This is a genomic window from Mesorhizobium sp. LNHC232B00 (assembly GCF_000502435.1).
In the GTDB taxonomy this organism is placed as follows: domain Bacteria; phylum Pseudomonadota; class Alphaproteobacteria; order Rhizobiales; family Rhizobiaceae; genus Mesorhizobium; species Mesorhizobium opportunistum.
In genome coordinates this window covers 465582-488541 of record NZ_AYWP01000003.1, presented here as the reverse complement: position 1 = coordinate 488541, position 22960 = coordinate 465582, and the positions used below count along the sequence as shown (strand labels likewise).

At 63.4% G+C, this 22960-nt stretch carries 26 protein-coding genes and 1 pseudogene; 18 read left to right on the top strand and 9 right to left on the bottom strand.

Annotated elements, in window-relative coordinates; genetic code table 11:
- The first annotated feature begins 27 nt into the window (after positions 1–27).
- Positions 28–315, top strand: a complete 288-nt coding sequence (locus tag X743_RS162000; RefSeq protein WP_023764501.1) for a hypothetical protein — start codon at positions 28–30, stop codon at positions 313–315.
- Here X743_RS162000 and X743_RS01000000168705 read toward each other — a convergent pair.
- Positions 312–714 (bottom strand): annotated as a pseudogene (locus tag X743_RS01000000168705) (GFA family protein). The gene X743_RS162000 and the pseudogene X743_RS01000000168705 sit on opposite strands and share 4 nt — an antisense overlap.
- Positions 715–876: 162 nt before the next feature.
- Here X743_RS01000000168705 and X743_RS162005 point away from each other — a divergent pair.
- From X743_RS162005 to X743_RS162015, 3 genes are all read left to right on the top strand, one after another.
- A complete protein-coding gene (locus tag X743_RS162005) occupies positions 877–1641 on the top strand; it encodes a TlyA family RNA methyltransferase (RefSeq protein ID WP_023764499.1) in 765 nt (254 codons plus the stop codon).
- Positions 1638–2873 carry a class I SAM-dependent RNA methyltransferase gene (locus tag X743_RS162010; protein WP_023764498.1) on the top strand — a complete coding sequence of 412 codons (1236 nt, stop codon included), beginning with the start codon at positions 1638–1640 and terminating at the stop codon, positions 2871–2873. The genes X743_RS162005 and X743_RS162010 overlap by 4 nt, the downstream gene beginning before the upstream one ends.
- A 162-nt stretch (positions 2874–3035) precedes the next feature.
- Positions 3036–5723 carry a caspase domain-containing protein gene (locus X743_RS162015; RefSeq protein WP_023764497.1) on the top strand — a complete coding sequence of 896 codons (2688 nt, stop codon included), beginning with the start codon at positions 3036–3038 and terminating at the stop codon, positions 5721–5723.
- A gap of 73 nt (positions 5724–5796) precedes the next feature.
- Here X743_RS162015 and X743_RS162020 read toward each other — a convergent pair whose 3' ends face one another.
- The 5 genes from X743_RS162020 to X743_RS162040 all read right to left on the bottom strand — a co-directional run bounded on the left by X743_RS162020 (position 5797) and on the right by X743_RS162040 (position 9480).
- Positions 5797–6477, bottom strand: coding sequence for a transglutaminase-like cysteine peptidase (locus X743_RS162020; RefSeq protein ID WP_031257510.1), 681 nt, complete (start codon positions 6475–6477; stop codon positions 5797–5799).
- Positions 6478–6584: 107 nt separating this feature from the next.
- A complete protein-coding gene (locus X743_RS162025) occupies positions 6585–6974 on the bottom strand; it encodes a type II toxin-antitoxin system VapC family toxin (protein WP_023764495.1) in 390 nt (129 codons plus the stop codon).
- Positions 6961–7236: an AbrB/MazE/SpoVT family DNA-binding domain-containing protein gene (locus tag X743_RS162030; protein ID WP_023764494.1), complete on the bottom strand. Its 276-nt coding sequence runs from the start codon at positions 7234–7236 to the stop codon at positions 6961–6963. Before X743_RS162030 ends, X743_RS162025 begins: the two co-directional genes overlap by 14 nt.
- A 95-nt stretch (positions 7237–7331) precedes the next feature.
- Entirely contained in the window at positions 7332–8744 is a 1413-nt protein-coding gene (gene tldD, locus X743_RS162035; RefSeq protein WP_023764493.1) for a metalloprotease TldD, read from the bottom strand.
- Between the two features lie 175 nt (positions 8745–8919).
- Positions 8920–9480, bottom strand: coding sequence for an invasion associated locus B family protein (locus tag X743_RS162040; protein WP_031257509.1), 561 nt, complete (start codon positions 9478–9480; stop codon positions 8920–8922).
- A gap of 259 nt (positions 9481–9739) precedes the next feature.
- Here X743_RS162040 and coxB point away from each other — a divergent pair, with 259 nt between their 5' ends.
- The 13 genes from coxB (at position 9740) to X743_RS162105 (ending at position 20160) form a co-directional block, all read left to right on the top strand.
- Positions 9740–10771 carry a cytochrome c oxidase subunit II gene (gene coxB, locus X743_RS162045; RefSeq protein WP_031250203.1) on the top strand — a complete coding sequence of 344 codons (1032 nt, stop codon included), beginning with the start codon at positions 9740–9742 and terminating at the stop codon, positions 10769–10771.
- Between the two features lie 38 nt (positions 10772–10809).
- Entirely contained in the window at positions 10810–12462 is a 1653-nt protein-coding gene (ctaD, locus tag X743_RS162050) for a cytochrome c oxidase subunit I (RefSeq protein ID WP_023764490.1), read from the top strand.
- A gap of 76 nt (positions 12463–12538) precedes the next feature.
- A complete protein-coding gene (locus X743_RS162055) occupies positions 12539–13483 on the top strand; it encodes a heme o synthase (RefSeq protein WP_023764489.1) in 945 nt (314 codons plus the stop codon).
- Positions 13480–13644, top strand: coding sequence for a hypothetical protein (locus X743_RS162060; RefSeq protein ID WP_013896657.1), 165 nt, complete (start codon positions 13480–13482; stop codon positions 13642–13644). The genes X743_RS162055 and X743_RS162060 overlap by 4 nt, the downstream gene beginning before the upstream one ends.
- Positions 13644–14273 carry a cytochrome c oxidase assembly protein gene (locus X743_RS162065; RefSeq protein ID WP_023764487.1) on the top strand — a complete coding sequence of 210 codons (630 nt, stop codon included), beginning with the start codon at positions 13644–13646 and terminating at the stop codon, positions 14271–14273. The genes X743_RS162060 and X743_RS162065 overlap by 1 nt, the downstream gene beginning before the upstream one ends.
- A 1-nt stretch (position 14274) precedes the next feature.
- On the top strand, positions 14275–15153 hold the full coding sequence (locus X743_RS162070) for a cytochrome c oxidase subunit 3 (protein ID WP_023764486.1): 879 nt from the start codon (positions 14275–14277) through the stop codon (positions 15151–15153).
- Positions 15154–15240: 87 nt separating this feature from the next.
- On the top strand, positions 15241–15753 hold the full coding sequence (locus X743_RS162075) for a L,D-transpeptidase family protein (RefSeq protein ID WP_031257508.1): 513 nt from the start codon (positions 15241–15243) through the stop codon (positions 15751–15753).
- 20 nt (positions 15754–15773) lie between these two features.
- Positions 15774–16160, top strand: coding sequence for a DUF983 domain-containing protein (locus X743_RS162080; RefSeq protein ID WP_023764484.1), 387 nt, complete (start codon positions 15774–15776; stop codon positions 16158–16160).
- Positions 16157–16912: an SURF1 family protein gene (locus X743_RS162085; protein WP_023764483.1), complete on the top strand. Its 756-nt coding sequence runs from the start codon at positions 16157–16159 to the stop codon at positions 16910–16912. Before X743_RS162080 ends, X743_RS162085 begins: the two co-directional genes overlap by 4 nt.
- Before the next feature lie 120 nt (positions 16913–17032).
- Positions 17033–18043 carry a 4-hydroxy-3-methylbut-2-enyl diphosphate reductase gene (gene ispH / locus X743_RS162090; protein WP_023764482.1) on the top strand — a complete coding sequence of 337 codons (1011 nt, stop codon included), beginning with the start codon at positions 17033–17035 and terminating at the stop codon, positions 18041–18043.
- Positions 18044–18048: 5 nt separating this feature from the next.
- Complete coding sequence (locus tag X743_RS162095; RefSeq protein WP_023764481.1) at positions 18049–19011, top strand: homoserine kinase; 963 nt, start codon at positions 18049–18051, stop codon at positions 19009–19011.
- Complete coding sequence (gene rnhA / locus X743_RS162100) at positions 19008–19538, top strand: ribonuclease HI (protein WP_023764480.1); 531 nt, start codon at positions 19008–19010, stop codon at positions 19536–19538. Before X743_RS162095 ends, rnhA begins: the two co-directional genes overlap by 4 nt.
- A 37-nt stretch (positions 19539–19575) precedes the next feature.
- The gene (locus X743_RS162105) at positions 19576–20160 is read left to right on the top strand and encodes a histidine phosphatase family protein (RefSeq protein ID WP_023764479.1); all 585 of its coding nucleotides are present in this window, start codon (positions 19576–19578) and stop codon (positions 20158–20160) included.
- 3 nt (positions 20161–20163) lie between these two features.
- On the opposite strand, the gene X743_RS162110 is transcribed toward X743_RS162105, so the two are convergent.
- The 3 genes from X743_RS162110 to X743_RS162120 all read right to left on the bottom strand — a co-directional run bounded on the left by X743_RS162110 (position 20164) and on the right by X743_RS162120 (position 22107).
- Positions 20164–20640 (bottom strand): DUF2938 domain-containing protein, encoded by a 477-nt coding sequence (locus X743_RS162110; RefSeq protein ID WP_023764478.1) that lies wholly within the window; start codon positions 20638–20640, stop codon positions 20164–20166.
- Positions 20641–20738: 98 nt separating this feature from the next.
- Positions 20739–21221, bottom strand: a complete 483-nt coding sequence (locus X743_RS162115) for a peroxiredoxin (RefSeq protein WP_023764477.1) — start codon at positions 21219–21221, stop codon at positions 20739–20741.
- Positions 21222–21300: 79 nt separating this feature from the next.
- Positions 21301–22107, bottom strand: coding sequence for a protein-disulfide reductase DsbD domain-containing protein (locus X743_RS162120; RefSeq protein WP_023764476.1), 807 nt, complete (start codon positions 22105–22107; stop codon positions 21301–21303).
- Between the two features lie 170 nt (positions 22108–22277).
- On the opposite strand from X743_RS162120, the gene X743_RS162125 reads away from it, so the two are divergent.
- The gene (locus X743_RS162125) at positions 22278–22886 is read left to right on the top strand and encodes a YqgE/AlgH family protein (protein WP_013896642.1); all 609 of its coding nucleotides are present in this window, start codon (positions 22278–22280) and stop codon (positions 22884–22886) included.
- Positions 22887–22960: the final 74 nt, after the last annotated feature.

The following is a 22960-nucleotide window of genomic DNA, read 5'->3' as shown; positions in this document are numbered from 1 at the left end:
TCGGAGCCAGGCAGGGAGACAATGGGAATGAAGACGCTTTTGTGTGGCGCGGCGTTTCTGGCCGTCATCGCGGCACCCGCGGCGGCCGAGACCAGCTATGACCGCAACCTCGAAAAGGCGGCGGTGGGCATTGTCGCCGGCAAGATGGGCGACATCAGGGGCGGCTTTTCCTACAAGCAGGTGCCGCAATTGGTGGTTGTGCCGGACCCCGGAGCTGCGCCCCCGGCTGAGCATCCACGTGAACAGGCCTCAGGTGGGCGGGGTGACGGGCTGTCTCCAGCCGTCGACCGGCAAGTGCCCCGCACCATATTCTAGAACCACATATCGCGTGCGCAGCGGCCGTCTCGCGGCAGATCCTCAAAAGTGTCGAAGCCGTCGAAATGGTCGATCGGCAAGTCGGCGACGGCCTCGGGAGGCGCCAGCCGCACATTGACCGCGATGCGTGTTCGCCCGGGGGGCATCGTCGCGCAATCCGCGCCAGGCCAGCACGCAGGCGCAGGTCGGGCAGAACAGGATTTCGAGCGATGGCGTGTTCTTTCCGGCGCGCGTATAGCTGCCCGCCGGTCCCGATACGCGGATACGTTCGTCGACATAGTCATAGGCCCAAAGCACGCCGTAGCGACGGCAAAGCGTGCAGTTGCAGGCCGTGATCGGCCCGGGATCGCCTTCCAGGGTCCAGTGAGTTGCGCCACAGTGGCAAGTTCCTGTCAGCATTCGTTCTCCCCCGGGATGTTTCGACGACAGCTCTCCTCGACCACCATTTTGCCGGACCTGATGCGATGCATGCAAGCCGCGACGCGGCTCGATGCGTTCGCTGCACTTCCCTGTCTCGTCCAATGTCCTTGCCTTCGCTGCCGGCTTTCGCCATGAAGGCCAATGAATTCGCCTCTGCCAGCCAGCGCCCGCCAGCGGCTCGACGACCTGCTCGTCCAGCGCGGGCTGTTTGCCAGCCGTTCGCGGGCCCGCGATGCGGTCGAGCGCGGCACGGTGACGGTTGACGGTGCTATCGCACGCAAGCCCGGTCAGAACGTCTCGCCGCAATGTCTTGTGACCATCGATGATCCGGCGCAAGGCTATGTGTCGCGCGCGGCGCTGAAGTTGCTCGGCGGGCTCGACCATTTCGGCCTCGACCCCGCTGGAAGCGAGGCGCTGGACGTCGGCGCCTCGACCGGCGGCTTCACCCAGGTGCTGCTCGAACGCGGCGCATCCCATGTCACGGCGATCGACGTCGGTCACGGCCAGATGCATCCCGATATTGCCGGGGATTCGCGCGTCACGGTCGTCGAGGGGCTGAACGCCCGCGATCTCACCGCTGCCGATCTTCACGGACGCATCCCGGATTTCATCGTTTCCGATGTCAGTTTCATCTCGCTGAAGCTGGCGCTGCCGCCGGCACTTGCCATTGCAAAACCCGGTGCCAGGGCGATCTTTCTGGTCAAGCCGCAATTCGAGGCGGGTCGCGAGGCGATCGGCAAGGGCGGTCTGTTGAAAGATCCCTTCGACGCTGCCCGTGTCGCCGGCCTGCTGCAGGATTGGCTCGACGCCGTTCCAGGCTGGCGTTCGCTCGGCCTGCATCTGTCGCCGATCGAAGGTGGCGACGGCAACCGCGAATTCCTGCTCGGCGGGGTCAAGGATCGATGAGCGCACGCTTCACCATCAAAAAGCTTGGCGCCCAGGGCGACGGCATCGCCGAAACCGAAAGCGGCGATCTGTTCATTCCCTTCACGCTGCCCGGCGAAACCGTCACCGCCGCGCGCGAAAGGGATCGCGCCATGCTGATGGCGGTGCTGGAGGCCTCGCCGCTGCGCATCGATCCCGCCTGCCGCCATTTTACCGAATGCGGCGGCTGCGCCCTTCAGCATTTCGAGGCCGAAGCCTATCGCCAATGGAAACGCGACAAGGTGGTCCACGCCCTGAAGGGCATCGATTGCGACGTTGGCGAACTGGTCGCCTGCGCGCCGCACACGCGCCGCCGTGTGGTGCTTGCCGCCCGGCGCACCGAGACAGGCATGCTGCTCGGCTTCAATCGCCACCTGTCGCCGGAAATCATTTCCATATCCGAATGTCCGATCTCGCTGCCCGAGATCGTCGCCGCGCTCGACCGGCTTAAGGCGCTCGCGGACTTGATCTGCGCCACCACGAAATCGTTCCGGATGGCGGTGACCGTGACCGGTTCCGGCATCGACGTCGCCGCGCATGAATCCGGCAAGCTCGGCGAGAACCAGCGCCGCATCGCCTCCAATTTCGTCATGGCGCAGGGCTTTGCCAGACTGTCCATCGATGACGAGATCATCATCGAACCGCGGAAGCCCGTGGTCATGTTCGGCAGCGTCGCGGTTGCCGTGCCGCCCGGCGCCTTCCTGCAGGCTACCGAGGCAGCCGAACAGACCATGGCCGATATTGTCGGCGCCCATCTGAAGCATGCCAAGAAAGTCGCCGATCTTTTCGCCGGCTGCGGCAGTTTTGCCTTGCGATTGGCCGCAAAGTCGGAAGTGCACGCGGTGGAAGGCGATGCGGCGGCCCTTTCTGCGCTCGACCGCGGATCGCGTTTCGCGACCGGCCTGAAGCGGGTGACGGGCGAGCGCCGCGACCTGTTCCGGCGGCCGCTGACATTCAAGGAGTTGAACGCCTTCGACGGCCTCGTCTTCGACCCGCCTCGCGCGGGCGCCGAGGACCAGTCGAAGCAGATCGCCCGCTCGGATGTCCCGTACATCGCCGCGGTGTCCTGCAACCCGGGGACGCTGGCGCGCGACCTGCGCATCCTGATCGACGGGGGCTACGCCTTGAAAAGCGTGACGCCGATCGACCAGTTCCTGTGGTCGCCCCATGTCGAGGCCGTCGCTTTGCTGGAGAAACCGAGGCGACGCCGGTAGTCCGATGCCGCTGGCTCGCGGAAATTTGTGAAGCCTGTGCTCTTTCGACGAAATTGCGCCCCAAAGCCGCCGCGTTGCGTCTCTTTATTTTTGCCCGGTTCGGGAAACATTGCGGCCCCTCCGGCGTTGTCAGGCTGAAGGGACGGCGGATGGCGGATTGCAATGCGGACGCTTCATAAATTCGTTGGTCTCGTCGTCTTTCTCATCTTTTTCGCGGTCACCGCTGCGACCGGGGCGCTGGCGCAAGGTGAAAAGCGTCTGGCTTTCGTCATCGGCAATGGCGCCTACAAGACCGGAGAACTCGCGACGGCCGCCAATGACGCCGGCCTGATCGCGCAGACATTGCAGGCCTCCGGGTTCGACGTGGTCGGCGCGCGTGACGTGGACCAGGACTCGCTGCGCGGCGCGTTCCGCGATTTCATGGGCAAAGTGTCGGCCGCCGGTCCGGACGCCGTCGTTTTCGTTTATCTCGCAGGCCATGGCGTGCAGTTCGAGGGCGAGAACTACTTCCTGCCGATCGATGCTCAGATCGCCAATCCAAACGATATCCCGCTTCAGGCGATGCGGGTTTCCGATATCACCAGGCCGCTGTCCGGGTTGCCGACCAAGGTCAATATCGTCGTGCTCGATGCGGCGCGGCCAAATCCCTTCCCAAAGTGGAAGGAGCCGCTGGCCGGTGGCCTTGCCTTGGTCGATCCCGATCCGAACATCCTGATCGCCTTCAACGCCGCTCCGGGAACCGTCGCGCCGGAGGGCAAAGGACCCTATGGAGCCTATGCCAAGGCGCTTGCCGAGATGATGCGCGAAGGCGGCCTGTCGCTACGGGACGTGTTCGACCGCACGCGCCTGCGCGTCAGCGAGGTCACGCAAGGCAGGGAACTGCCATGGAGCGCTTCGAAGATCACGGCGCCTTTCGTTTTCTTCGAACGCAGCGCGGATGCTCCTCCGCCCAAGGTTTCGGACGCGGAGACCCGGGCGGCGCGAACCAGGCCGATCCGCGATTTCGACCCGCGTGACGCCTATGTTGCCGCCCTCGAGCGCGACACGATGCGCGGTTACGACGATTTCCTCGATGCCTATCCGCACGATCCGATGGCCAAGCGCGTACGCGCCATCATTGCGGCCCGGCGTGAGGCGATCACCTGGCGCGAGACCTGGATGACGGACACGCCTGAAGCCTACTGGTCCTATCTGGAGCGCTACTCGCACGGCCCGCATGCCTGGGACGCGCGCCGCCGGCTGGAGCATTTCGACGCCGAACTGGAGCCACCGGAGAGCTTCACCGTCATCGTCTACGACGTGGCGCCACCGCCGCCCGAGGAAATTATCTATGTCGACCGTCCAGTAATCTTTTTCGACGATTTCGATTTCGCGCCGCCACCGCCGATCACTGTGATCTTCCTGCCGCCGCCGCCGCCGGATTTCGTCGTGCTTGAGCCGCCGCCGCCGCCGGTCGATGTCTTCGTCCTGCCGACGCCCGTATTCGTGCCGATACCCGTGTTCTTCAACCCCCCGCGCCACATCGTGCCGCCGCCGAACGACATCATCTTCAACAACATCCACAACACGACCGTCATCAACAACATCAACACGACGATCAAAAACGAGACGGATCAGGCCGCGCAGCCAAGTGCCGGTGTTCAGGGTGGCCGCACCACGGGCCGGCAGACGACCGGAGGCGCCGTTGGCGCCCGCGCGGATGCGCTGGCGGCCAGGGTCGCGCTGCCGCCGCCGCTGCAGAAGAAGGCGGCCATGTCCCGTCAGATCACCAATCAGCAACAGGGCGACCGGAAACAGGGCGGCCAGAAACAGGGCGGCGAGAAACAGCGCGTCATCGAGGGCCAGCAGTCCGGCACTGCTATTCCGCAGTCCGAGACCCGGTCCGCGACGGGCAAGCTTTCGCGCGACCATGCCCTGCCTGGAGCGAACGGCAAGAGGCTGCCGCTCGTCAACGGCAAGCCGGCGCTCAAAGGTCGGAACTTACCTAGCGACCAGAACCTGCCTGGCGACCAGAACCTGCCTGGCGACAAGTCAAGGAAGCGTTTGAGCGAGCGGGGCGCGGCGGGTGGCAACAACCAGCAGGCCACTGGAAACGCCGGCGCCGCCGCTACCGGCAAAAGCAATGAGCAGACCAGAGCCGGCAATGCCCAGGGCAAGAATCGCAAGCTCCGCAAGCTGCCGGCCGCCAATGGCATGCCGGACGAGAACCAGCCGAGCGCGCGGGAGAGGTTCCGGAAGAACAATCCGAACGCCTTCACCGATGAGAGCAGCGGCAGGCCGAAGAAGCTGAGGCGCAAGGACCTGTCCGCCGGCCGCTCTGTTTTCGAATCGGGTGATCAGGGCTCGACCGCAGCCAAAAAGGGCAGGAAATTCCGCAAGCTGCCGACCGTCAACGGTATGCCGGCCGAGAACCGGCCGCGCGTTGAGGAGCGGTTCAGGAACAACAATCCGGACGTGTTTTCCGAGCGGAACAACGGCAGGCCGAGGAAGCTGATGCGCAGGGATTTGTCTCCCGGCCAGTCCATCGTCGAACCGGGCGATCAAGGGTTCGACAACACGAGCGACAGGGGCAGGAAGTTCCGCAGGCTGCAGAACGAAGAAGGGTCCGCCGGTGGCGAGGTCGACGTCCCGCGCAACTTCAAGGTCAACAGGCCGGACGAGAACGCGCAGCGCCGGTTCAGCCAGGAAAGGCCGAACGAGCAGGTGCTGCGGCCGCAAAGACAGGAACCGAAGCCGGAATTCCGAGAGCAGCCGAAACCTCAGATGCAGGAACGGCGCTTGCCGCAGCCGCAGGAGTCCAGGAAGAAGCCATCTTGCGGGCAAGAGGGCCAGCCGTCCTGCAACCACTAGGCTGGTCGCAGCGGAAGCATTTCCAGGAAAAGGCTCATAGTTCGGCTGCTCGGTCTGAGAGCCTGGCGACACGTCAGGTTTTCGGAGTGCCGCCGCGCTGGTTGATCGACATCCAGATGTTCGGGTTCTGCTGCGACTGGCGTTTCAGGAAATAATAGCCGGTCGCGTTCCAGGGCCGGATTTCATCGGCCAGGTTGTCCAGGACGAGATCGCCCCTGTCGGTCTTCACCGTCAGGATGGTGTGGCCTTCATTGTGCAGGTCGCGCACCACCGTCATCAGCAGCGCTTGCCGGGGAAATCCCGCTTCCATGAGAAGCTTGCGCTTGTAGAGCGCGTAGATCTTGCAGTCGCCCTTGCCGTCCACCGGATAATCCCAGTGGTCCATCATCGTGCCCCAGTGTTCGTAGTTGCTGACCGGCTTGATGGCGCGGTTCGCCTTTTGGTTTATCCGCTTAAGGGTCCGCAGGTTCTGCGCGGTCAGCTTGACGCTCGTGGCCGGCAGGGCGGACACCTTGCACTCTTTCGGCCTGCGACGGCAGAAATCGACCCAGCCATAGGGAACGCTGGTGCGTCCTCCAACGGCGGCGGAGCGCAGGTCGATCGCGATCGGCTGCGCCTTCGTGGCCGGAACCGACGGTCGCTTGAACAATGTCGACTGCGCTGCGGAGGGGTCGACAGATAGCGATGTCGCACCGATCAACGAAACAAGGCCCAGAAGGAAGGAAGAGGTCAGGACGCCAGGGGAACGCAGCACTGCAAACACCACCGCAACGAGAAGACTGGCGACGAGTTAATGCGGAAACGTCGGCCAAGGCAATTGAACAATTAATAATTTGCTAACACGATCGTGTTCGGAGCCTGCTAGGCCTCTTGCACGCCGCCATGCCCTGCAGCCCGAGCAGACTTGACGAGTTTGCGGTCGAAGGTGGCAAATCCCGAGCAATGCGCGGACTTGCCGAGATGCAGTGCATCCGCGAAATCCATCCCCGTCTCGGCCAGATCGAGGGCGGATGAGACGGTGGTGGCATCCTCCATCTCGACAGTTGGGAGCCCGCCGAACGCCCGCAGAGCCCGCGCTACTTCGGCCTGTCCGTAACCATAGGCACTGCGCAGCACCCATTCGACTTCCAGGATCACCGTGATGGTGACAAAGACCGACCGACCGTCGATCAGCTCTCGGGCGCGCGGCGATTGCTGCGGATGGTCGCTCGTCAGGTAACGAACGATGACATTGGTATCAATCGCGAGCATGGCGTCGCCGCGCCTCGGCAAGCACGCCCTCGTCCATTTCTTCCAGCGTCTTCGGTTTGCCGCTGTGGGGCAGGGAACCAAACACCTCTTCCGGGCGCGTCTCGGCAAAAGCCGGCGCAGGCTTCAAAAGGACGCCCTCCGGTGTGTCCTCGACCTGCAGGCGCGTTCCGGCACCCCAATCCCTCCGCTTCCGGATTGCACTGGGCAGGATGACTTGTCCCTTGGTCGAGACAGTCGTTGTGAGTTTTTCGGAAGCGGCCATTGTGGCTTACCTCGTAAGACGAAGGTAAGATACGTCGCAGCCGAACCGAATTCAAGCCCTGAAAGCCGATCGGGATCGTGAAACGGCGCCCGCCCTCAAACCCGGGTGCCGCCGACCGTCATCTGGTTCATCCTGAGATGTGGTTGGCCGACGCCGACCGGCACGCCTTGTCCGGCCTTGCCGCACATGCCGATGCCATTGTCGAGCTTCATGTCGTTGCCCACCATCGAGACGCGGTGCATGGCGTCGGGCCCGTTGCCGATCAGCATCGCCCCCTTGATCGGCTGCGTTACCTTGCCGTTCTCGATCAGGTAGGCCTCGGTGCAGCCGAACACGAATTTCCCGGACGTGATATCGACCTGGCCGCCGCCGAAGGAGACGGCGTAGATGCCGTTCTTGACGGAGGCGATGATCTCGTCGGGCTCCATGTCGCCCGCGGTCATGTAGGTGTTGGTCATGCGCGGCATCGGCTGGTGCGCGTAGCCTTCGCGCCGGCCGTTGCCGGTTGCCTTCATGCCCATCAGCCGGGCGTTCTGGCGATCCTGCATGTAGCCGACCAGTCTGCCGTCCTCGATCAGCACGTTGCGGGCCGAAGGCGTGCCTTCGTCGTCGACGGTGAGCGAGCCGCGCCGCTCGGGGATCGTGCCGTCATCGACGACGGTGACGCCCTTGGCGGCGACCTGCTGGCCCAACAGGCCGGCGAAGGCCGATGTCTTCTTGCGGTTGAAGTCGCCTTCCAGGCCGTGGCCGACGGCTTCGTGCAGCATGACGCCCGGCCAGCCGCTGGAGAGCACGATGTCGAAGGTGCCGGCCGGGGCGGGGATCGCCTCGAGGTTGACCAGCGCCTGCCTGAGCGCCTCTTTTGCGGCGTGTTTCCAGCTGTCCTCGATCAGGAATTCGCCGAACGCCTTGCGCCCGCCCATGCCGTAGGAGCCGCTCTCCTGGCGGTCGCCATCGCCGACCACGACCGAGACGTTGATGCGGACCAGCGGCCGGATGTCGCGCACCATCTGGCCGTCGGCGCGCACGATCTCGACATGCTGCCAGGAGGCGGCGAGCGAGGCGGTTACCTGGCGCACGCGCGGATCCTCGGCCCGCAGCCAGGCGTCGATTTCCTGCAGCAGCTTTGCCTTGGCCTCGAAGGAAGGCGAGGGGATCGGGTTCTCCTCGCCATAAAGATGGCGGTTGGTGCGGGCGGGTGCGGCGGCAAGCGTGCCGGAATAGCCGCCCTTGACGGTCGAGACGGCATCCGCCGCACGCAGCAGCGAGGCCTCGGACAAGTCGCTCGAATGGGCATAGCCGCTGGCTTCACCCGCGACCGCGCGCAGGCCAAAGCCCTGGTCGGTGTTGAAATTGGCGGTTTTGAGCCGGCCATTGTCGAACATCAGCGCTTCGCTCTCGCTGTATTCGAGGAACAGTTCGCCGTCATCGGCGCCGTTGATGGTCTCGGCGACGATCTGCTTGATGCGATCGTCTGAAATGTCGAATTGGCCGATCAGGCTGTTCATGGCGCGTCCATTCGTGGGAAGATTGCTGCTTTCCCCCGATGTAGGCGTGAAGCCGCGCCGAGACAATCGGCAATGGAGATCCATGTCGCCGAATGACAGCGTCCGCTCGATGCGGGCGCCGCTTTCTGGTCATGAAAAACGCGTCATACTCGCGGTTCTGTGCAAGGGGCCGGGATCAGGGCAGCGCGGCAAAACCATCGGCGAAACCCTTGAGGTCTACCGGGATGCCGATGCCTTCCTCAGGTGTCTGGAAGACGATGAACGTCGCCGATGTGCCGGTCTTCAGCGTGTCGAGCAGCGGCTTTTCGAGGATGACCTCGGCATAGCATCCGTCCTGGAAACAGCGCACGAAATAGGCGCGGCCGATATCCTTGCCGTCGACATTGAGGCCGAGCCCGTTCGGCAAAAGCACGCCAAGCGGCGCCAGCACGCGCAGGATCTCGGCCTTGTTGTCAGCGGTGCGCAGCACGACGACCGACAGGCCCATTTCCGGACGGTCCTCGGCGACGACGTTCTGCATCATCACGCATTGTTCCGAGGTGGCGCCGGCCGGCGTGTCGCAGATGATCGACCAGGCGCCATGCGTCGAGCGCACCGTGCCGCTCGGCTGGGCGGCGTTGGCCTGACCGGTGACGAACAGACCGGCCGTCGACAGGGCAGCGACAAGCATGGCCTTGACCAATGTGCTCGAAAGCCCCGGTCTCGTATGCCCCAGTCCTGAAAGCCAATAGTTCATGACGGCTCCATTGCGAATCACGGCACTTTAAGCCGCGCCAATGCCAAGTAAAGGACGAGACCGCACGCGAACTGTCCCGAAACAGGCGATGCAGCGCTTTTCCCTGCCAATTTCGCCTGAATTACGACGCTCCCCGCGTCCTGCCGACATGAAGCGGGTGGCCTGCCGAACATACGCGTTTCGTCGTCGCGGCCGCTGCCCCGGAGGGGCCATGCCAGCCTGCGCGCAAAAATGCCGCACGGTTTCGGCCGCTCCTTTCTTGCGGAGGGAAAAAGAGTATGGTTTGAACCAGCTTGAGACTGTCGGGATTCCCGTCCCGGCATTGTTCGTTATTCTCGTTGGCATCGCCGCGAGGAACTGGGAGACGAAGAGGGCGATGAGAAATTTTCTAGCTAGCGCCAGGTTTCCAGCAAGTGCCAGGTTTCTGAGTGCCAGGTTTCTGAGCACTTGTGCCGCTGCCACGATTTTTGCCGGCACATCCGCCCGGGCCGATCAGCCGGTGGAATGGGAGACGACCTTCCAGGCGCCGGCGACCGACATGATGCGGCAGATCGAATGGTTCGGAAACTACACGATGTGGTTCATCGCCCCGATCACCATTCTGGTGCTGCTCCTCCTCGCCTATTGCATCGTGAAATTCCGCGCGAGTGTGAACCCGGTTCCCTCCAAGACCAGCCACAACACGCTGATCGAGGTGGTCTGGACCGTCGGCCCCGTCGTGGTCCTGCTTTGCCTCGCCATTCCCTCGTTCCAGCTCCTGACCGCGCAGTACACGCCGCCGGAAGACGCCAAGCTGACCGTCAAGGCCACTGGCAACCAGTGGAACTGGGATTACGAGTACCAGACCGACAACACGCTCTCCTTCAATTCGGCCATCCTCCAGGATGGCGATCGCGCCAAGGCGGGCAAGGAGGATCGCAAGGTCTATCCGCGTCTGCTCGCCGTCGACAACGAACTGGTGGTGCCGGTCAACACGATGACCCGCGTGCTTGTCACCGCGACCGACGTGATCCACTCCTTCGCCATGCCGTCGTTCGGCATCAAGATCGACGCCATTCCGGGACGCACCAACGAGACCTGGTTCAAGGCGGAGAAGGAAGGCCTTTATTATGGCCAGTGCTCGCAGCTTTGCGGCAAGGACCATGCCTTCATGCCGATCGCCATCCGTGTCGTCTCGGACGCGCAGTTCAAGACCTGGCTGGCTTCAGCCAAGACCGATCTGCCCGGCGCCAACAAGACGCTGATGGCCGAGGTCGACGGCCAGAACAAGGTAGCGGCCGCCGGCAATTGATGCCGCGGGTTAGCAAGATTTAGGGAACGGAGCCGAACATGGCAGACGCTGCAGCTCACGACGGGCACGACCACAAGCCTTATCACGGCTGGGTGCGCTGGGTTTATTCGACCAACCACAAGGATATCGGTACGCTCTACCTGATCTTCGCGATCATGGCCGGCATCATCGGCGGCGCGCTGTCGGTTGCGATCCGCATGGAGCTGCAGGAGCCTGGCATCCAGATATTCAGCGGTCTGGCGCAGATGGTCTACGGCATGAACGGTGACGCCGCGGTCGACGGCGGCAAGAGCATGTACAACGCCTTTGCCACCGCGCACGCCCTGATCATGATCTTCTTCATGGTCATGCCCGCCCTCATCGGTGGTTTCGCCAACTGGATGGTGCCGATCATGATCGGCGCTCCCGACATGGCGTTCCCGCGCATGAACAACATCTCCTTCTGGCTGCTGCCGCCGGCCTTCATCCTGCTGCTCACCTCGATGTTCGTGCCGAGCGCACCGGGTGCCTATGGCGTCGGCGGCGGCTGGACGCTTTATCCGCCGCTGTCGACCTCGGGCCAGCCGGGGCCGGCCATGGATCTGGCGATCCTGTCGATCCACATCGCCGGTGCCTCGTCGATCCTCGGTGCCATCAACTTCATCACCACCATCTTCAACATGCGCGCTCCCGGCATGACGTTGCACAAGATGCCGCTGTTTGCGTGGTCGGTGCTTGTCACCGCATTCCTGCTGCTGTTGTCCCTGCCGGTCCTGGCCGGCGGCATCACCATGCTGCTCACCGACCGCAATTTCGGCACGGCCTTCTTCGCGCCGGACAGCGGCGGCGATCCGCTGCTGTTCCAGCACCTGTTCTGGTTCTTCGGTCACCCGGAAGTCTACATTCTGATCCTGCCGGGCTTCGGCATCATCAGCCATATCGTCTCGACCTTCTCGAAGAAGCCGGTGTTCGGCTATCTCGGCATGGCTTATGCCATGGTGGCGATCGGCGCCGTCGGCTTCATCGTCTGGGCGCACCATATGTATACGACCGGCCTGTCGCTCGACACGCAGCGCTATTTCGTCTTCGCCACCATGGTCATCGCGGTGCCAACCGGCGTGAAGATCTTCTCCTGGATCGCCACGATGTGGGGCGGTTCGATCTCGTTCAAGACTCCGATGCTGTGGGCGCTGGGCTTCATCTTCCTGTTCACCATCGGTGGCGTCACCGGCGTCCAGCTGGCCAATGCCGGCCTCGACCGCTCGCTGCATGACACCTATTTCGTGATCGCCCACTTCCACTACGTCCTGTCGTTAGGCGCGGTGTTCGCCATCTTCGCCGGCTGGTACTACTGGTTCCCGAAGATGACCGGCTACATGTACTCGCCGGTGATCGCCAATACCCACTTCTGGGTCACTTTCGTCGGCGTCAACCTGATCTTCTTCCCGCAGCACTTCCTCGGCCTCGCCGGTATGCCGCGCCGCACCATCGACTATCCCGATGCGTTTGCCGGCTGGAACTATGTGTCTTCGATCGGGTCCTATATCTCGGCCGTGGGCGTGGTGATCTTCCTCTACGGCGTGTTCGAAGCCTTCCAGAAGAAGCGGATCGCCGGCGCCAATCCGTGGGGCGAGGGTGCAACGACGCTTGAATGGCAGCTGCCTTCGCCGCCGCCTTTCCATCAGTGGGAACAGCTGCCGAAGATCAAGTAAGGCGGCTGCCCGCTCGAATACGAAACCGCCGGCCCGCCGGCGGTTTCGGCCAACGGAATAATGGACCTGAGTACGCATGGCCCTAGTCGACGAAACCAGCATTGACGAAGCCGGCTTCCGCATGTCGGAAGCGACGGCGGGCGATTTCTTCGCCCTGCTGAAGCCGCGCGTCATGTCCCTGGTGGTGTTCACGGCCTTTGTCGGCCTGGTCGCGGCACCTGTGACCATCAACCCGTTGCTGGCGGTGATCGCCATCCTGGCTATTGCCATCGGCGCCGGTGCCTCGGGCGCGCTCAACATGTGGTACGACGCCGACATCGATGCGGTGATGACCAGGACGGCCAGCCGTCCGGTGCCGTCCGGCCGCATCCAGCCTAACGAGGCGCTGACCTTCGGCCTGGTGCTGTCGGCGCTGTCGGTGATGACGCTCGGCGTGCTCGCCAACTGGCTGGCGGCGACGCTGCTGGCTTTCACCATCTTCTTCTATGCCGTCGTCTACACGATGTGGCTGAAGCGCTGGACACCGCAGAACATCGTCATCGGCGGCGCGGCCGGTGCGATCCCGCCGGTCATCGGCTGGGCCGCGGTGACCGGGTCGGTCAGCGTCGAAAGCATCGTCCTGTTCCTGATCATCTTCCTGTGGACGCCACCGCATTTCTGGGCCTTGGCGCTGTTCAAGTCCGAGGACTACGAACGCGCCGGCATCCCGATGATGCCGAATGTCGCCGGCCACGCCTCGACCCGCCGTCAGATCTTCGCCTACGCGCTGGTGCTGGCGCCGGTCGGTGTGCTGCCGTGGCTGCTCGGCTACACCACGCCGATCTATGGCGTTGCCGCTGTGCTGCTCGGGGTTGGCTTTGTCTGGTATGCGTGGAAGGTGCTCGGCATGGCCGACGACGACCGCGCCATGAAGCCGGCCAAGGCTTTGTTCGCCTATTCGCTTCTCTATCTCTTCGCCATCTTCGCCGCCTATCTGGCCGATAGCGTGGTCGAACGCGCGCTTGCCATGGGTGGGGCATGACCATGATCGAGGAAAAGCTCGAGACGGTCACCTTGACCGAGCGCCAGAAGAAGGCGCGGCGCAGCCGTTCCGTCGCCATTGGCCTGGCGCTGGCGGTGCTGGTCGTCATCTTCTATATCGCGACGATCATCAAGTTCGGCCACAATTTGGGCACCATGTAATGAGTGCCGGGACATCCAGGAAGCCGGCCGGCAGGAACAGCAACCGCATCGTCGCGGCTGTCTGCCTCGCCTTCTTCACCGGCATGATCGGCATGGCCTACGCCGCCGTTCCGCTCTACAAGATGTTCTGCCAGGCGACTGGCTATGGCGGCACGACGCAACGGGTCGAAAAACAGTATGCCGGCCGCGTGCTCGACCGTGAAATTACCGTCCGCTTCGACGCCAACATCGCGGGCGTGCCATGGGAGTTCCAGCCGGTCCAGCGCTCGATGACGATGAAGATCGGCGAGACGGTGCAGGCGCATTACCAGGCGACCAACAAGTTCGACCGCCCCGTTACCGGCCGCGCCACCTTCAACGTGCAGCCGGAACTGGCTGGCCCGTACTTCAACAAGGTCGAGTGTTTCTGCTTCACCGATACGACGCTGAAGCCCGGCGAGACGCTGGACATGCCGGTCGTCTTCTATGTGGACCCCGACATTGTGAACGTACCGGAACTGAAGGACATGAAGACGATCACTCTGTCCTATACGATGTTCCCGGTCGAGAAGAACAAGCCGGTCGCCTCCTCGGAGCCGGCAAAGGGCAGTAGCAAGACAATTTCAAATACCGAAAATCTCGGGGGTTGATATGGCAGACGCGCACGCACAACATCACGACTATCATCTCGTCGATCCGAGCCCGTGGCCCTTCTTGGGATCGGTGGGGGCGCTCGTCACCGCTTTCGGCGGTGTTTGCCTCATGGAATATTTGAAGGGCGGTTCCTTCCCGATCTTCGGCTTCAACATCGCCAATCCGTGGCTGTTCTTCATCGGCATCGCGATCGTCCTCTACACCATGTTTGCCTGGTGGTCGGACACCATCAAGGAAGCGCATGAGGGCCACCACACGCGGGTCGTGTCGCTGCACCTGCGCTACGGCATGATCATGTTCATCGCCTCGGAGGTGATGTTCTTCGTTGCCTGGTTCTGGGCTTATTTCGACGCCAGCCTTTTTGCCGGCGAGGCACAGAACTACGCGCGCCATGCATTTACCGGTGGCGTTTGGCCGCCGAAGGGCATGGAGGTTCTCGATCCCTTCCACCTGCCGCTCTACAACACCGTCATCCTGCTTCTGTCGGGCACCACGGTCACCTGGGCGCACCATTCGCTCATCCATGGCGATCGCAAGGGGCTGATCAACGGCCTGGTGCTGACCGTCGGCCTCGGCATGCTCTTCACCATGGTCCAGGCCTACGAGTACATGCACGCTCCGTTCGGCTTCAAGGATTCCATCTACGGCGCCACCTTCTTCATGGCGACCGGCTTCCATGGCTTCCATGTCATCATCGGCACCATCTTCCTGCTGGTCTGCGTGATCCGTGCGATGAAGGGCGACTTCACCCCCAAGCAGCATTTCGGCTTCGAGGCAGCCGCCTGGTATTGGCACTTCGTCGACGTGGTCTGGCTGTTCCTGTTCGCCTCGATCTATGTCTGGGGATCGGTCGGCGCGGTCATCGAAGGGCACTGACCCAGTCTTTAGCATTTCGATTTCGGGAAGGCGGCCGCGGCGACGCGGTCGCCTTTTTCTTTTCGGCGCCTTCTTCTTTTCGGCGCAATGATCGCCGATCGATTGCCGATGCGGCGGACGGTTTCCCGGGCGATTTGCGCATTCATCCTCCTGGCATTCCCGGCCTTTGCCGCCGAGAAGGTCGATCTGGTGCGTGTCCACAAGGCGGAACGGCGCCTTGAACTGATCGGCGACGGCAAGGTGGTGCGCAACTACGGCATCGCGCTCGGCGGCGATCCGGTCGGCCACAAGCACCAGGAGGGCGATCAGCGCACGCCCGAGGGGCGCTATATCCTCGACTGGCGCAACCCGAACAGCATCGCCTACAAGTCGATCCACGTCTCCTATCCCGATGCCGACGATCTGGCGGCGGCGAAGGCGCGCAATGTCGTCGCCGGTGGCATGATCATGATCCACGGCCAGCCAAACGGTTTCGGCTGGTGGGGCTGGCTGCTTCAATTGGTCGACTGGACCGACGGTTGCATTGCCGTTACGGACTCGGACATGGACGAAATCTGGGCAGTGGTGGCCGATGGGACACCCATCGAGATCGGGCAATAAGCATGAGTGACGGGCCATCCATGACTGAAGACAAGGCGATCTGGCCTCCCATCGAGCCGATTTCGGCCGGCCTGCATGGCCGCTGCCCGCGCTGCGGCGAGGGGCGGCTGTTTTCCGGCTTCCTCACCGTCGGCAAACGCTGCGTCAATTGCGGCCTCGATTATTCCTTCGCCGATGCCGGCGACGGGCCGGCGGTCTTCGTCATCCTGATCATCGGCTTCATTATTGTCGGCCTGGCGCTCTGGGTCGAAGTGACGCTGAGCCCGCCGCTCTGGCTGCACCTGCTGGTCTGGATTCCGATGGCCCTGGTCCTCTGCCTGACCGCGCTGCGGCTGATCAAGGGCGTGCTGCTGACGCTGCAATACGCCAACAAGGCGTCCGAGGGCCGGCTGGATCGCGGCGAATGAACGAGGCCTCCGTCAAGGGCAGCGGCCGCTCGCGGCCACGATCGGTATTGCTGCTCGGCCTTGGCCTTGTGCTGCTGTTGATCCTGCTGGCGCTCGGCACCTGGCAGGTCCAGCGCCTGCACTGGAAGCAAGGCCTTCTGCAGACCATCGACCAGCGCACCCACGCGGCGCCACGGCCGCTGGCCGAGGTGGAAAAGGAATTCGCCTCGACCGGGGATGTCGACTACACGCCGGTCACCGTCAGTGGGACCTTCCTGCACTCGGGCGAGCGGCATTTCTATGCAACCTGGGAAGGCGAGGCCGGCTTCAACGTCTACACGCCGCTGGCGCTGGATGATGGCCGCTTTGTCCTGGTCAATCGCGGCTTCGTCCCCTATGACCTCAAGGATGCCGCCAAGCGCGCCGAGGGACAGGTGACGGGCAAGGTCACGGTCACCGGGCTTGCCCGCAATCCGCTGCCGGCAAAGCCGTCGATGATGCTTCCCGACAACGATGTGGCGAAGAACATCTTCTACTGGAAGGATCGCGACGTGATGGCGGCGAGCGCGGGCCTGCCCGCGGGGTACACCCTGGTGCCGATCTTCATCGATGCCGACAAGACGCCGAATCCGGGCGGTCTGCCGGTCGGAGGCGTCACCATCATCGACCTTCCGAACAGCCATCTGCAATATGCTGTCACCTGGTATGGGCTTGCCGCGGCACTGGCCGCCGTGCTCGTCCTGCGGCTTCGCCGTCCCGCGAAAGAGGATTGAAGGTGACCAAACCCCTTTCTACCATTACCCCCTTTCTACTATTACCCCCTTGCTACCATTACCCTTGACAGGGCAGGGGTAGGCACCTCATTTCGGCGCTGACGAACCGGCCAGGATTCAATGCTTCAGACAACCACCAAGCCTCCGCTGACGATCCGGCTCTGCCAGCCGCGCGGCTTTTGCGCCGGCGTCGACCGTGCCATCCAGATCGTCGTGCTGGCGCTGAAGAAATATGGCGCGCCGGTATATGTCCGCCACGAGATCGTGCACAACCGTTATGTCGTCGAGGGACTGCAAAGCCTTGGCGCCGTCTTTATCGAAGAGCTTTCCGAGATTCCGGCCGAACACCGGCAGTCGCCGGTCGTCTTCTCCGCGCATGGCGTGCCGAAGTCGGTGCCGGCGGATGCCCAGGCGCGCAACCTGTTCTATCTCGACGCCACATGCCCGCTGGTCTCCAAGGTCCACAAGCAGGCGATGCGCCATCAGCGGCTCGGCCGCCATGTCCTCTTGATCGGCCATGCCGGCCATCCCGAGGTGATCGGCACAATGGGGCAACTGCCGGAAGGTGCCGTGACGCTGGTCGAAACCGAGGCCGATGCCGCGAAGCTTGTGCCCGCCGACCCGAAGGCGCTCGGCTTCGTCACCCAGACCACGCTGTCGGTCGAGGACACCGCCGGTATCATCCGGGCGCTGCAGGAGCGCTTTCCCGACCTGCAGGCGCCGGCCGCGGAATCGATCTGCTATGCCACCACCAACCGCCAGGAAGCCGTCAAGGATACCGCGCCGGGTGCTGACCTCTATTTGATCGTCGGCGCCCCCAATTCCTCCAATTCGCGCCGCCTTGTCGAAGTGGCGGAGCGAGCCGGCGCCACGATGTCGCTTCTCGTGCAGCGCGCCGCCGAGATTCCGTGGAATGACATCGGCAACATCTCGACGCTTGGCCTGTCCGCGGGGGCGTCGGCACCGGAGATCATCGTCGACGAAATCATCGACGCGTTCCGCCAGCGCTTCGATGTGACCATCGACCTGGCCATCACGGCCACCGAAACGGAGGATTTCCCGGTCATGCGGGTATTGCGCGATGTCGAACTGACGCCGGCCGACATGGCCTTCGTCAACGGGGCTGCGTAAGATCCATGGCTGTCTATACCGATGTTGCGGAAGGCGAACTCGGCGCTTTCCTGAAGCACTACCCGGTCGGCGATCTCCTATCCTACAAGGGCATCGCGGAAGGCACCGAGAATTCGAACTTCCTGCTGCACACCTCCAGCGGCTCCTACATCCTGACGCTTTACGAAAAGCGCGTCGAGAAGGCGGATCTGCCGTTTTTCCTCGGCCTGATGAGGCATCTCGCCAACAAGGGCGTGTCCTGCCCGCTGCCGGTGACCGCGCATGACGGCAGCGTCATCGGTACGCTGGCCGGTCGGCCGGCGGTCATCATCACCTTCCTCGAAGGGCTTTCGCTGCGGCGTCCGGCGGCAGCGCATTGCGCCGAGGTCGGCAGGGCGCTGGCGGCCCTCCATTTGGCCGGTGCCGATTTTTCGATGACCCGCCCCAACGCGCTCGCCATCGACGGTTGGCGCAAGCTGTGGGACGCGTCCCGCGCCCGCGCCGACGAGGTCGAGCCGGGCCTAGCGGCCGAGGTCGACGCCGACTTCGCCGATTTCGAGCGCAACTGGCCGAAGGACCTACCCCAAGGCATCATCCACGCCGATCTGTTCCCGGACAATGTCTTCTTCCTCGGCGAGAAGCTCTCCGGCCTGATCGACTTCTATTTCGCTTGCGACGACCTCTACGCCTACGACGTTGCCACCTGCCTCAACGCCTGGTGCTTCGAAAAGGACTTTTCCTTCAACCTCACCAAGGGCAAGGCACTGCTCGAGGGCTATCAGAGCGTGCGCCCCCTGAGCGACGGGGAAAAGACGGCGCTGCCGATGCTGGCGCGCGGTTCTGCGCTGCGGTTCATGTTGACCCGGCTCTACGACTGGCTCACCGTTCCCGATGGCGGCCTGGTCATGAAACGCGACCCGACCGAATACATCAGACGGATGCGGTTCCATCGGGCGATCAAATCTGCTTCGGAATATGGGCTGGCATGAGCAAGAAAGTTGAAATCTTCACCGACGGCGCCTGTTCGGGCAATCCTGGTCCCGGCGGCTGGGGCGCGATCCTGCGCTTCAACGGCGCCACCAAGGAGCTTTCCGGCGGCGAGGCGGAGACGACCAACAACCGCATGGAGTTGCTGGCGGCCATCTCGGCGCTGAATGCGCTGAAGGAACCCTGCACGGTCGAGCTTCATACCGACAGCAAATATGTCATGGACGGCATTTCCAAGTGGATCCACGGCTGGAAGAAGAACGGCTGGAAGACCGCCGACAAGAAGCCGGTCAAGAACGGTGAACTCTGGCAGGCGCTCGACGAGGCCAACCGTCGCCATAAGGTCACCTGGAACTGGGTCAAGGGCCATGACGGTCATGTCGAGAACGAACGCGCCGACGAATTGGCGCGGCAAGGCATGGCGCCGTTCAAGAAAGGCCCGTTCAAACCTGCAGCGCAGCCGAAGCCCGCAGCACAGGCAAAGCAGCCGGCGGCAACCAAGGCGCGGCGCTCCACCCAAAGTTACTGAACGCCGGGCGATCCGCTCGCGGGCAGGAGCCTTTACCGTGTCGACCTTGGTCTACATCACGCATCCCCAGGTTCAGGTCGATGCCAGTGTTCCGGTGCCGGAATGGAGCCTGTCCGACATCGGGCGGGCCCGAGCCATTGCCATGCTCGATCAGCCCTGGGTCGGGCCGATCCGGCGTATCGTCTCGTCGGCTGAGCGCAAGGCGGTGGAAACCGCCGAGATCCTGGCAAGGCATCTGCGCCTTGCAGTCGAGGTGAGGCAGCGGATGCATGAGAACGACCGGTCGGCGACAGGCTTTCTGCCGCCGCCGGAGTTCGAAGCGGTCGCGGACCAGTTCTTCGCCAACCCATACAGCAGCATTCGCGGATGGGAGCGGGCGATCGATGCCCAGAACCGCATCGTGAGCGAGGTCGACACCGTGCTGGCCACCAGGCAGGCCGGCGATATTGCCGTCGTCGGCCACGGCGGCGTCGGCACGCTCCTGCTGCTGTCTCTCAGCGGACGGGAGATCAGCCGCGAAGCGGATCAGCCACCGGGCGGTGGCAACTATTTCGCTTTCGATATCGGCGCGCGCCGCATTATTCATGGATGGCGGCCAATCGACAGGCTGGAGCAGCCTTAACCCTTAACGGATCAGCAGCGCAGTGCCCCAAAGCCCAATCGCGAACACGGTGTGCGAGACCAGGTTGAGTGCCCGGATCTGCATCGGGTTGGGCCGCTTCGACGCCGCCCATCCGGCACCCATCCCAGGCGCCAGCAGGAACCAGCCGGCGCCGACGGTGACGATGCCCAGGATGAAAGCTGGCAGGAAAGTCGGCGCCGCAAGCCAGGCGGCTCCTGCCACCACGACCAGGATGATGCCGTAGACGATGCCGACGAAATAATGAAACGCCCAGCCCAGCGCCACCTCATTCGCGTAGGGCGCGGCCACGCCGATATCGTCGTGGAAGACCTTGTCGCGCAAGTGCCAGACCCAGCGGCCGACAGGCCCCCAATTCGGCCGCGGCTGGCCGAATGCGTAGTGGAGGAAGAAGGCCCAGATATCCATCAGCACCGTGGCGCCGATGCCGATCGCGACCGCGCGCCAGAAGACGTCAAACATCTTTGGAATCCCCCCAAATTGTCACTTCTGGACTACAACCTCGATCGTCGGGCGAGAGCGGCCGCGGTGGCCTCGCCCGCCCGACGCCGTCGTTGAGCTCAGAGCTGTCCGAGAATATGAGCCGCACCGGACTCGTCGACACCGGGCTTGGTCTCGACATTGACCGCGGTGACCTTGCCGTCGTCGAGGATCATCGAAAACCGCTTCGAGCGCAGGCCCATGCCGCCCGCGGAAAGGTCGTTATCGAGGCCTGCCGCCTTGGCGAAATCGCCATTGCCATCGGCAAGGAACAGGATCTTGCCCTCGCCGCCGGTGAAGCGCGCCCAGGCTCCCATGACGTGGACGTCGTTGACCGAGACGACGGCGATGGTGTCGACGCCGCGCGCCAGGATCGCGTCGTGGTTCTCGATATAGCCGGGCAGGTGGTTGTTGCTGCAGGTCGGCGTGAAGGCGCCGGGAACGCCGAACAGCACGACCTTCTTGCCGGAGAAAATCTCGGCTGACGTGATCGCCTTGGCGCCGTCGGCGGTCATCGTCTTGAAGGTCGCTTCAGGCAGCTTGTCGCCAACGGAAATGGTCATGAGTTCCTCGCTTGGGGAATGGGAAGGATGCGTGCCTGCGTAGCGAACTCGGCGGCGTCCTGCAACTCTCGAGGTAGGATCACGGGAAAGGCAGAAGCCCTTCGACCGCGCCCGCCGAACTCGTCAGCGTATAGTGAAGCCCGCCATCGGTTGGTGTCGTCGAAGGGCGGTCGAGGATCGGCACGGTGAAGATCAGCTTGCCGTCCTTTTCGCTGCGCGAAGGCGGGCCGAACATGTAGTCCCGCTCGCCGGCGACGAAGAAATCGGCCGCCTCGGGATCGCCTGGAAAACTCGCCTCGACAACCAGCGTCTCATGATCGCCGGGCAGGACATTGATGCCGAAATCGGACCTTGCCGGTGCGGGCAACGCCGCGAAGCTCGCCTTCACCAGTGCCGCATCCTCGGCATTGTCCGGGTCGGAAGCGGGGTCGACGGTCAGCCGCGTCTGCACGGGGATGCAGATCGTTTCGCAGATGCCGAGAAAGACGTTGGCGTCGATGACGGCCTGATCCTTGGCCGCCGACAGCGTGAACACCACCGGCAGCGACACCGGATAATCGTAACCTGCCCATTTGCCATAACCGTCGTCATGACGCTGCGGCGCCGGAAAGGACAGCTTGGCATCCGTGATGTTGGTGCTGGCGGAAACATCGAGTTGCGGCGGCACGCCGGCATCGCCCGGATCACGCCAGTAGGTCTTCCAGCCCGGCTTGAGCGCAATGTCGAGAACGCCCTGGATGCGGCCGGCATTGTCCGGCTTGCCTGACGTCACCAGCCGCACCTTGCCGCCTTCGCTGCTGTACCATGCCGACGAGGACGCTATGGCGGGAACGATGCTTGCCGAAGCGATGACGGCGCAGAGCAACAGGATTTTCAAGCTTTGCATGGCGGTGATTTGATCGTCCGTTCGTGGCGGTGCAATGATTTCATGGCCTTGCCGATATCATATTTGCGTGACCCTTGCGGACAAACTATGCGGGCCTGGCGGCAGGGCTTTGGTCGAATCCACCGCTGCGCATCTTTTCGGCGCCGGGGAAACGCGTTACCCTCGCTGCCATGGATTTGTTGCGCCACAAGAAGACAGCCGCTGGACGCGGCTTTCTCGACGATCAGTTCCTGATTGCCATGCCCGGCATGAAGGACGACCGTTTCACGCGCTCGGTCATCTATGTCTGCGCGCACAGCGATGAAGGCGCGATGGGCCTGATCATCAACCAGACCCAGCAGATGCTGTTTCCGGACCTGTTGGTGCAGCTCGGCATCATGAACGAGCAGGAGGCGATCCGCTTGCCCGCGCAGGCGCGCGATTTCGTCGTGCGCAATGGCGGGCCTGTCGATCGCAGCCGGGGTTTCGTCCTGCATTCGGGCGACTACCGCGTGGAATCGTCGCTGTCCGTTTCCGATGACATCTGCCTGACCGCGACCGTCGACATATTGCGCGCCATTTCGTCGGGTCGCGGGCCTCGCCGCGCGCTGATGGCGCTGGGTTATTCCGGCTGGGGCGCCGGCCAACTGGAAACCGAGATCGCCGAGAATGGCTGGCTGACCTGCCCGGCCAGCCCCGAACTTCTGTTCGACGCCGACATCGAGCGCAAATACGATCGTATCCTCGCCTCGATCGGCATCGATCTGGCGCATCTCAGCCTCGCCGCCGGACACGCCTGACCCATCAGGCCGACCGACGCGCTCCACCTTCGTCATCCTGCGCGACGAAGGGACGGCCGCGACGCGTCTGAACC

What these genes read in the sequence shown, in the direction of transcription:
- X743_RS162000 (WP_023764501.1), top strand. Translation starts at nt 28, where the DNA reads ATGAAGACGCTTTTGTGTGGCGCGGCGTTTCTGGCCGTCATCGCGGCA.
- X743_RS162005 (WP_023764499.1), top strand. Translation starts at nt 877, where the DNA reads ATGAATTCGCCTCTGCCAGCCAGCGCCCGCCAGCGGCTCGACGACCTG.
- X743_RS162010 (WP_023764498.1), top strand. Translation starts at nt 1,638, where the DNA reads ATGAGCGCACGCTTCACCATCAAAAAGCTTGGCGCCCAGGGCGACGGC.
- X743_RS162015 (WP_023764497.1), top strand. Translation starts at nt 3,036, where the DNA reads ATGCGGACGCTTCATAAATTCGTTGGTCTCGTCGTCTTTCTCATCTTT.
- X743_RS162025 (WP_023764495.1), bottom strand. Translation starts at nt 6,974, where the DNA reads ATGCTCGCGATTGATACCAATGTCATCGTTCGTTACCTGACGAGCGAC.
- X743_RS162030 (WP_023764494.1), bottom strand. Translation starts at nt 7,236, where the DNA reads ATGGCCGCTTCCGAAAAACTCACAACGACTGTCTCGACCAAGGGACAA.
- tldD (WP_023764493.1), bottom strand. Translation starts at nt 8,744, where the DNA reads ATGAACAGCCTGATCGGCCAATTCGACATTTCAGACGATCGCATCAAG.
- X743_RS162040 (WP_031257509.1), bottom strand. Translation starts at nt 9,480, where the DNA reads ATGAACTATTGGCTTTCAGGACTGGGGCATACGAGACCGGGGCTTTCG.
- ctaD (WP_023764490.1), top strand. Translation starts at nt 10,810, where the DNA reads ATGGCAGACGCTGCAGCTCACGACGGGCACGACCACAAGCCTTATCAC.
- X743_RS162055 (WP_023764489.1), top strand. Translation starts at nt 12,539, where the DNA reads ATGGCCCTAGTCGACGAAACCAGCATTGACGAAGCCGGCTTCCGCATG.
- X743_RS162060 (WP_013896657.1), top strand. Translation starts at nt 13,480, where the DNA reads ATGACCATGATCGAGGAAAAGCTCGAGACGGTCACCTTGACCGAGCGC.
- X743_RS162065 (WP_023764487.1), top strand. Translation starts at nt 13,644, where the DNA reads ATGAGTGCCGGGACATCCAGGAAGCCGGCCGGCAGGAACAGCAACCGC.
- X743_RS162070 (WP_023764486.1), top strand. Translation starts at nt 14,275, where the DNA reads ATGGCAGACGCGCACGCACAACATCACGACTATCATCTCGTCGATCCG.
- X743_RS162075 (WP_031257508.1), top strand. Translation starts at nt 15,241, where the DNA reads ATGATCGCCGATCGATTGCCGATGCGGCGGACGGTTTCCCGGGCGATT.
- X743_RS162080 (WP_023764484.1), top strand. Translation starts at nt 15,774, where the DNA reads ATGACTGAAGACAAGGCGATCTGGCCTCCCATCGAGCCGATTTCGGCC.
- X743_RS162085 (WP_023764483.1), top strand. Translation starts at nt 16,157, where the DNA reads ATGAACGAGGCCTCCGTCAAGGGCAGCGGCCGCTCGCGGCCACGATCG.
- ispH (WP_023764482.1), top strand. Translation starts at nt 17,033, where the DNA reads ATGCTTCAGACAACCACCAAGCCTCCGCTGACGATCCGGCTCTGCCAG.
- X743_RS162095 (WP_023764481.1), top strand. Translation starts at nt 18,049, where the DNA reads ATGGCTGTCTATACCGATGTTGCGGAAGGCGAACTCGGCGCTTTCCTG.
- rnhA (WP_023764480.1), top strand. Translation starts at nt 19,008, where the DNA reads ATGAGCAAGAAAGTTGAAATCTTCACCGACGGCGCCTGTTCGGGCAAT.
- X743_RS162110 (WP_023764478.1), bottom strand. Translation starts at nt 20,640, where the DNA reads ATGTTTGACGTCTTCTGGCGCGCGGTCGCGATCGGCATCGGCGCCACG.
- X743_RS162115 (WP_023764477.1), bottom strand. Translation starts at nt 21,221, where the DNA reads ATGACCATTTCCGTTGGCGACAAGCTGCCTGAAGCGACCTTCAAGACG.
- X743_RS162120 (WP_023764476.1), bottom strand. Translation starts at nt 22,107, where the DNA reads ATGCAAAGCTTGAAAATCCTGTTGCTCTGCGCCGTCATCGCTTCGGCA.
- X743_RS162125 (WP_013896642.1), top strand. Translation starts at nt 22,278, where the DNA reads ATGGATTTGTTGCGCCACAAGAAGACAGCCGCTGGACGCGGCTTTCTC.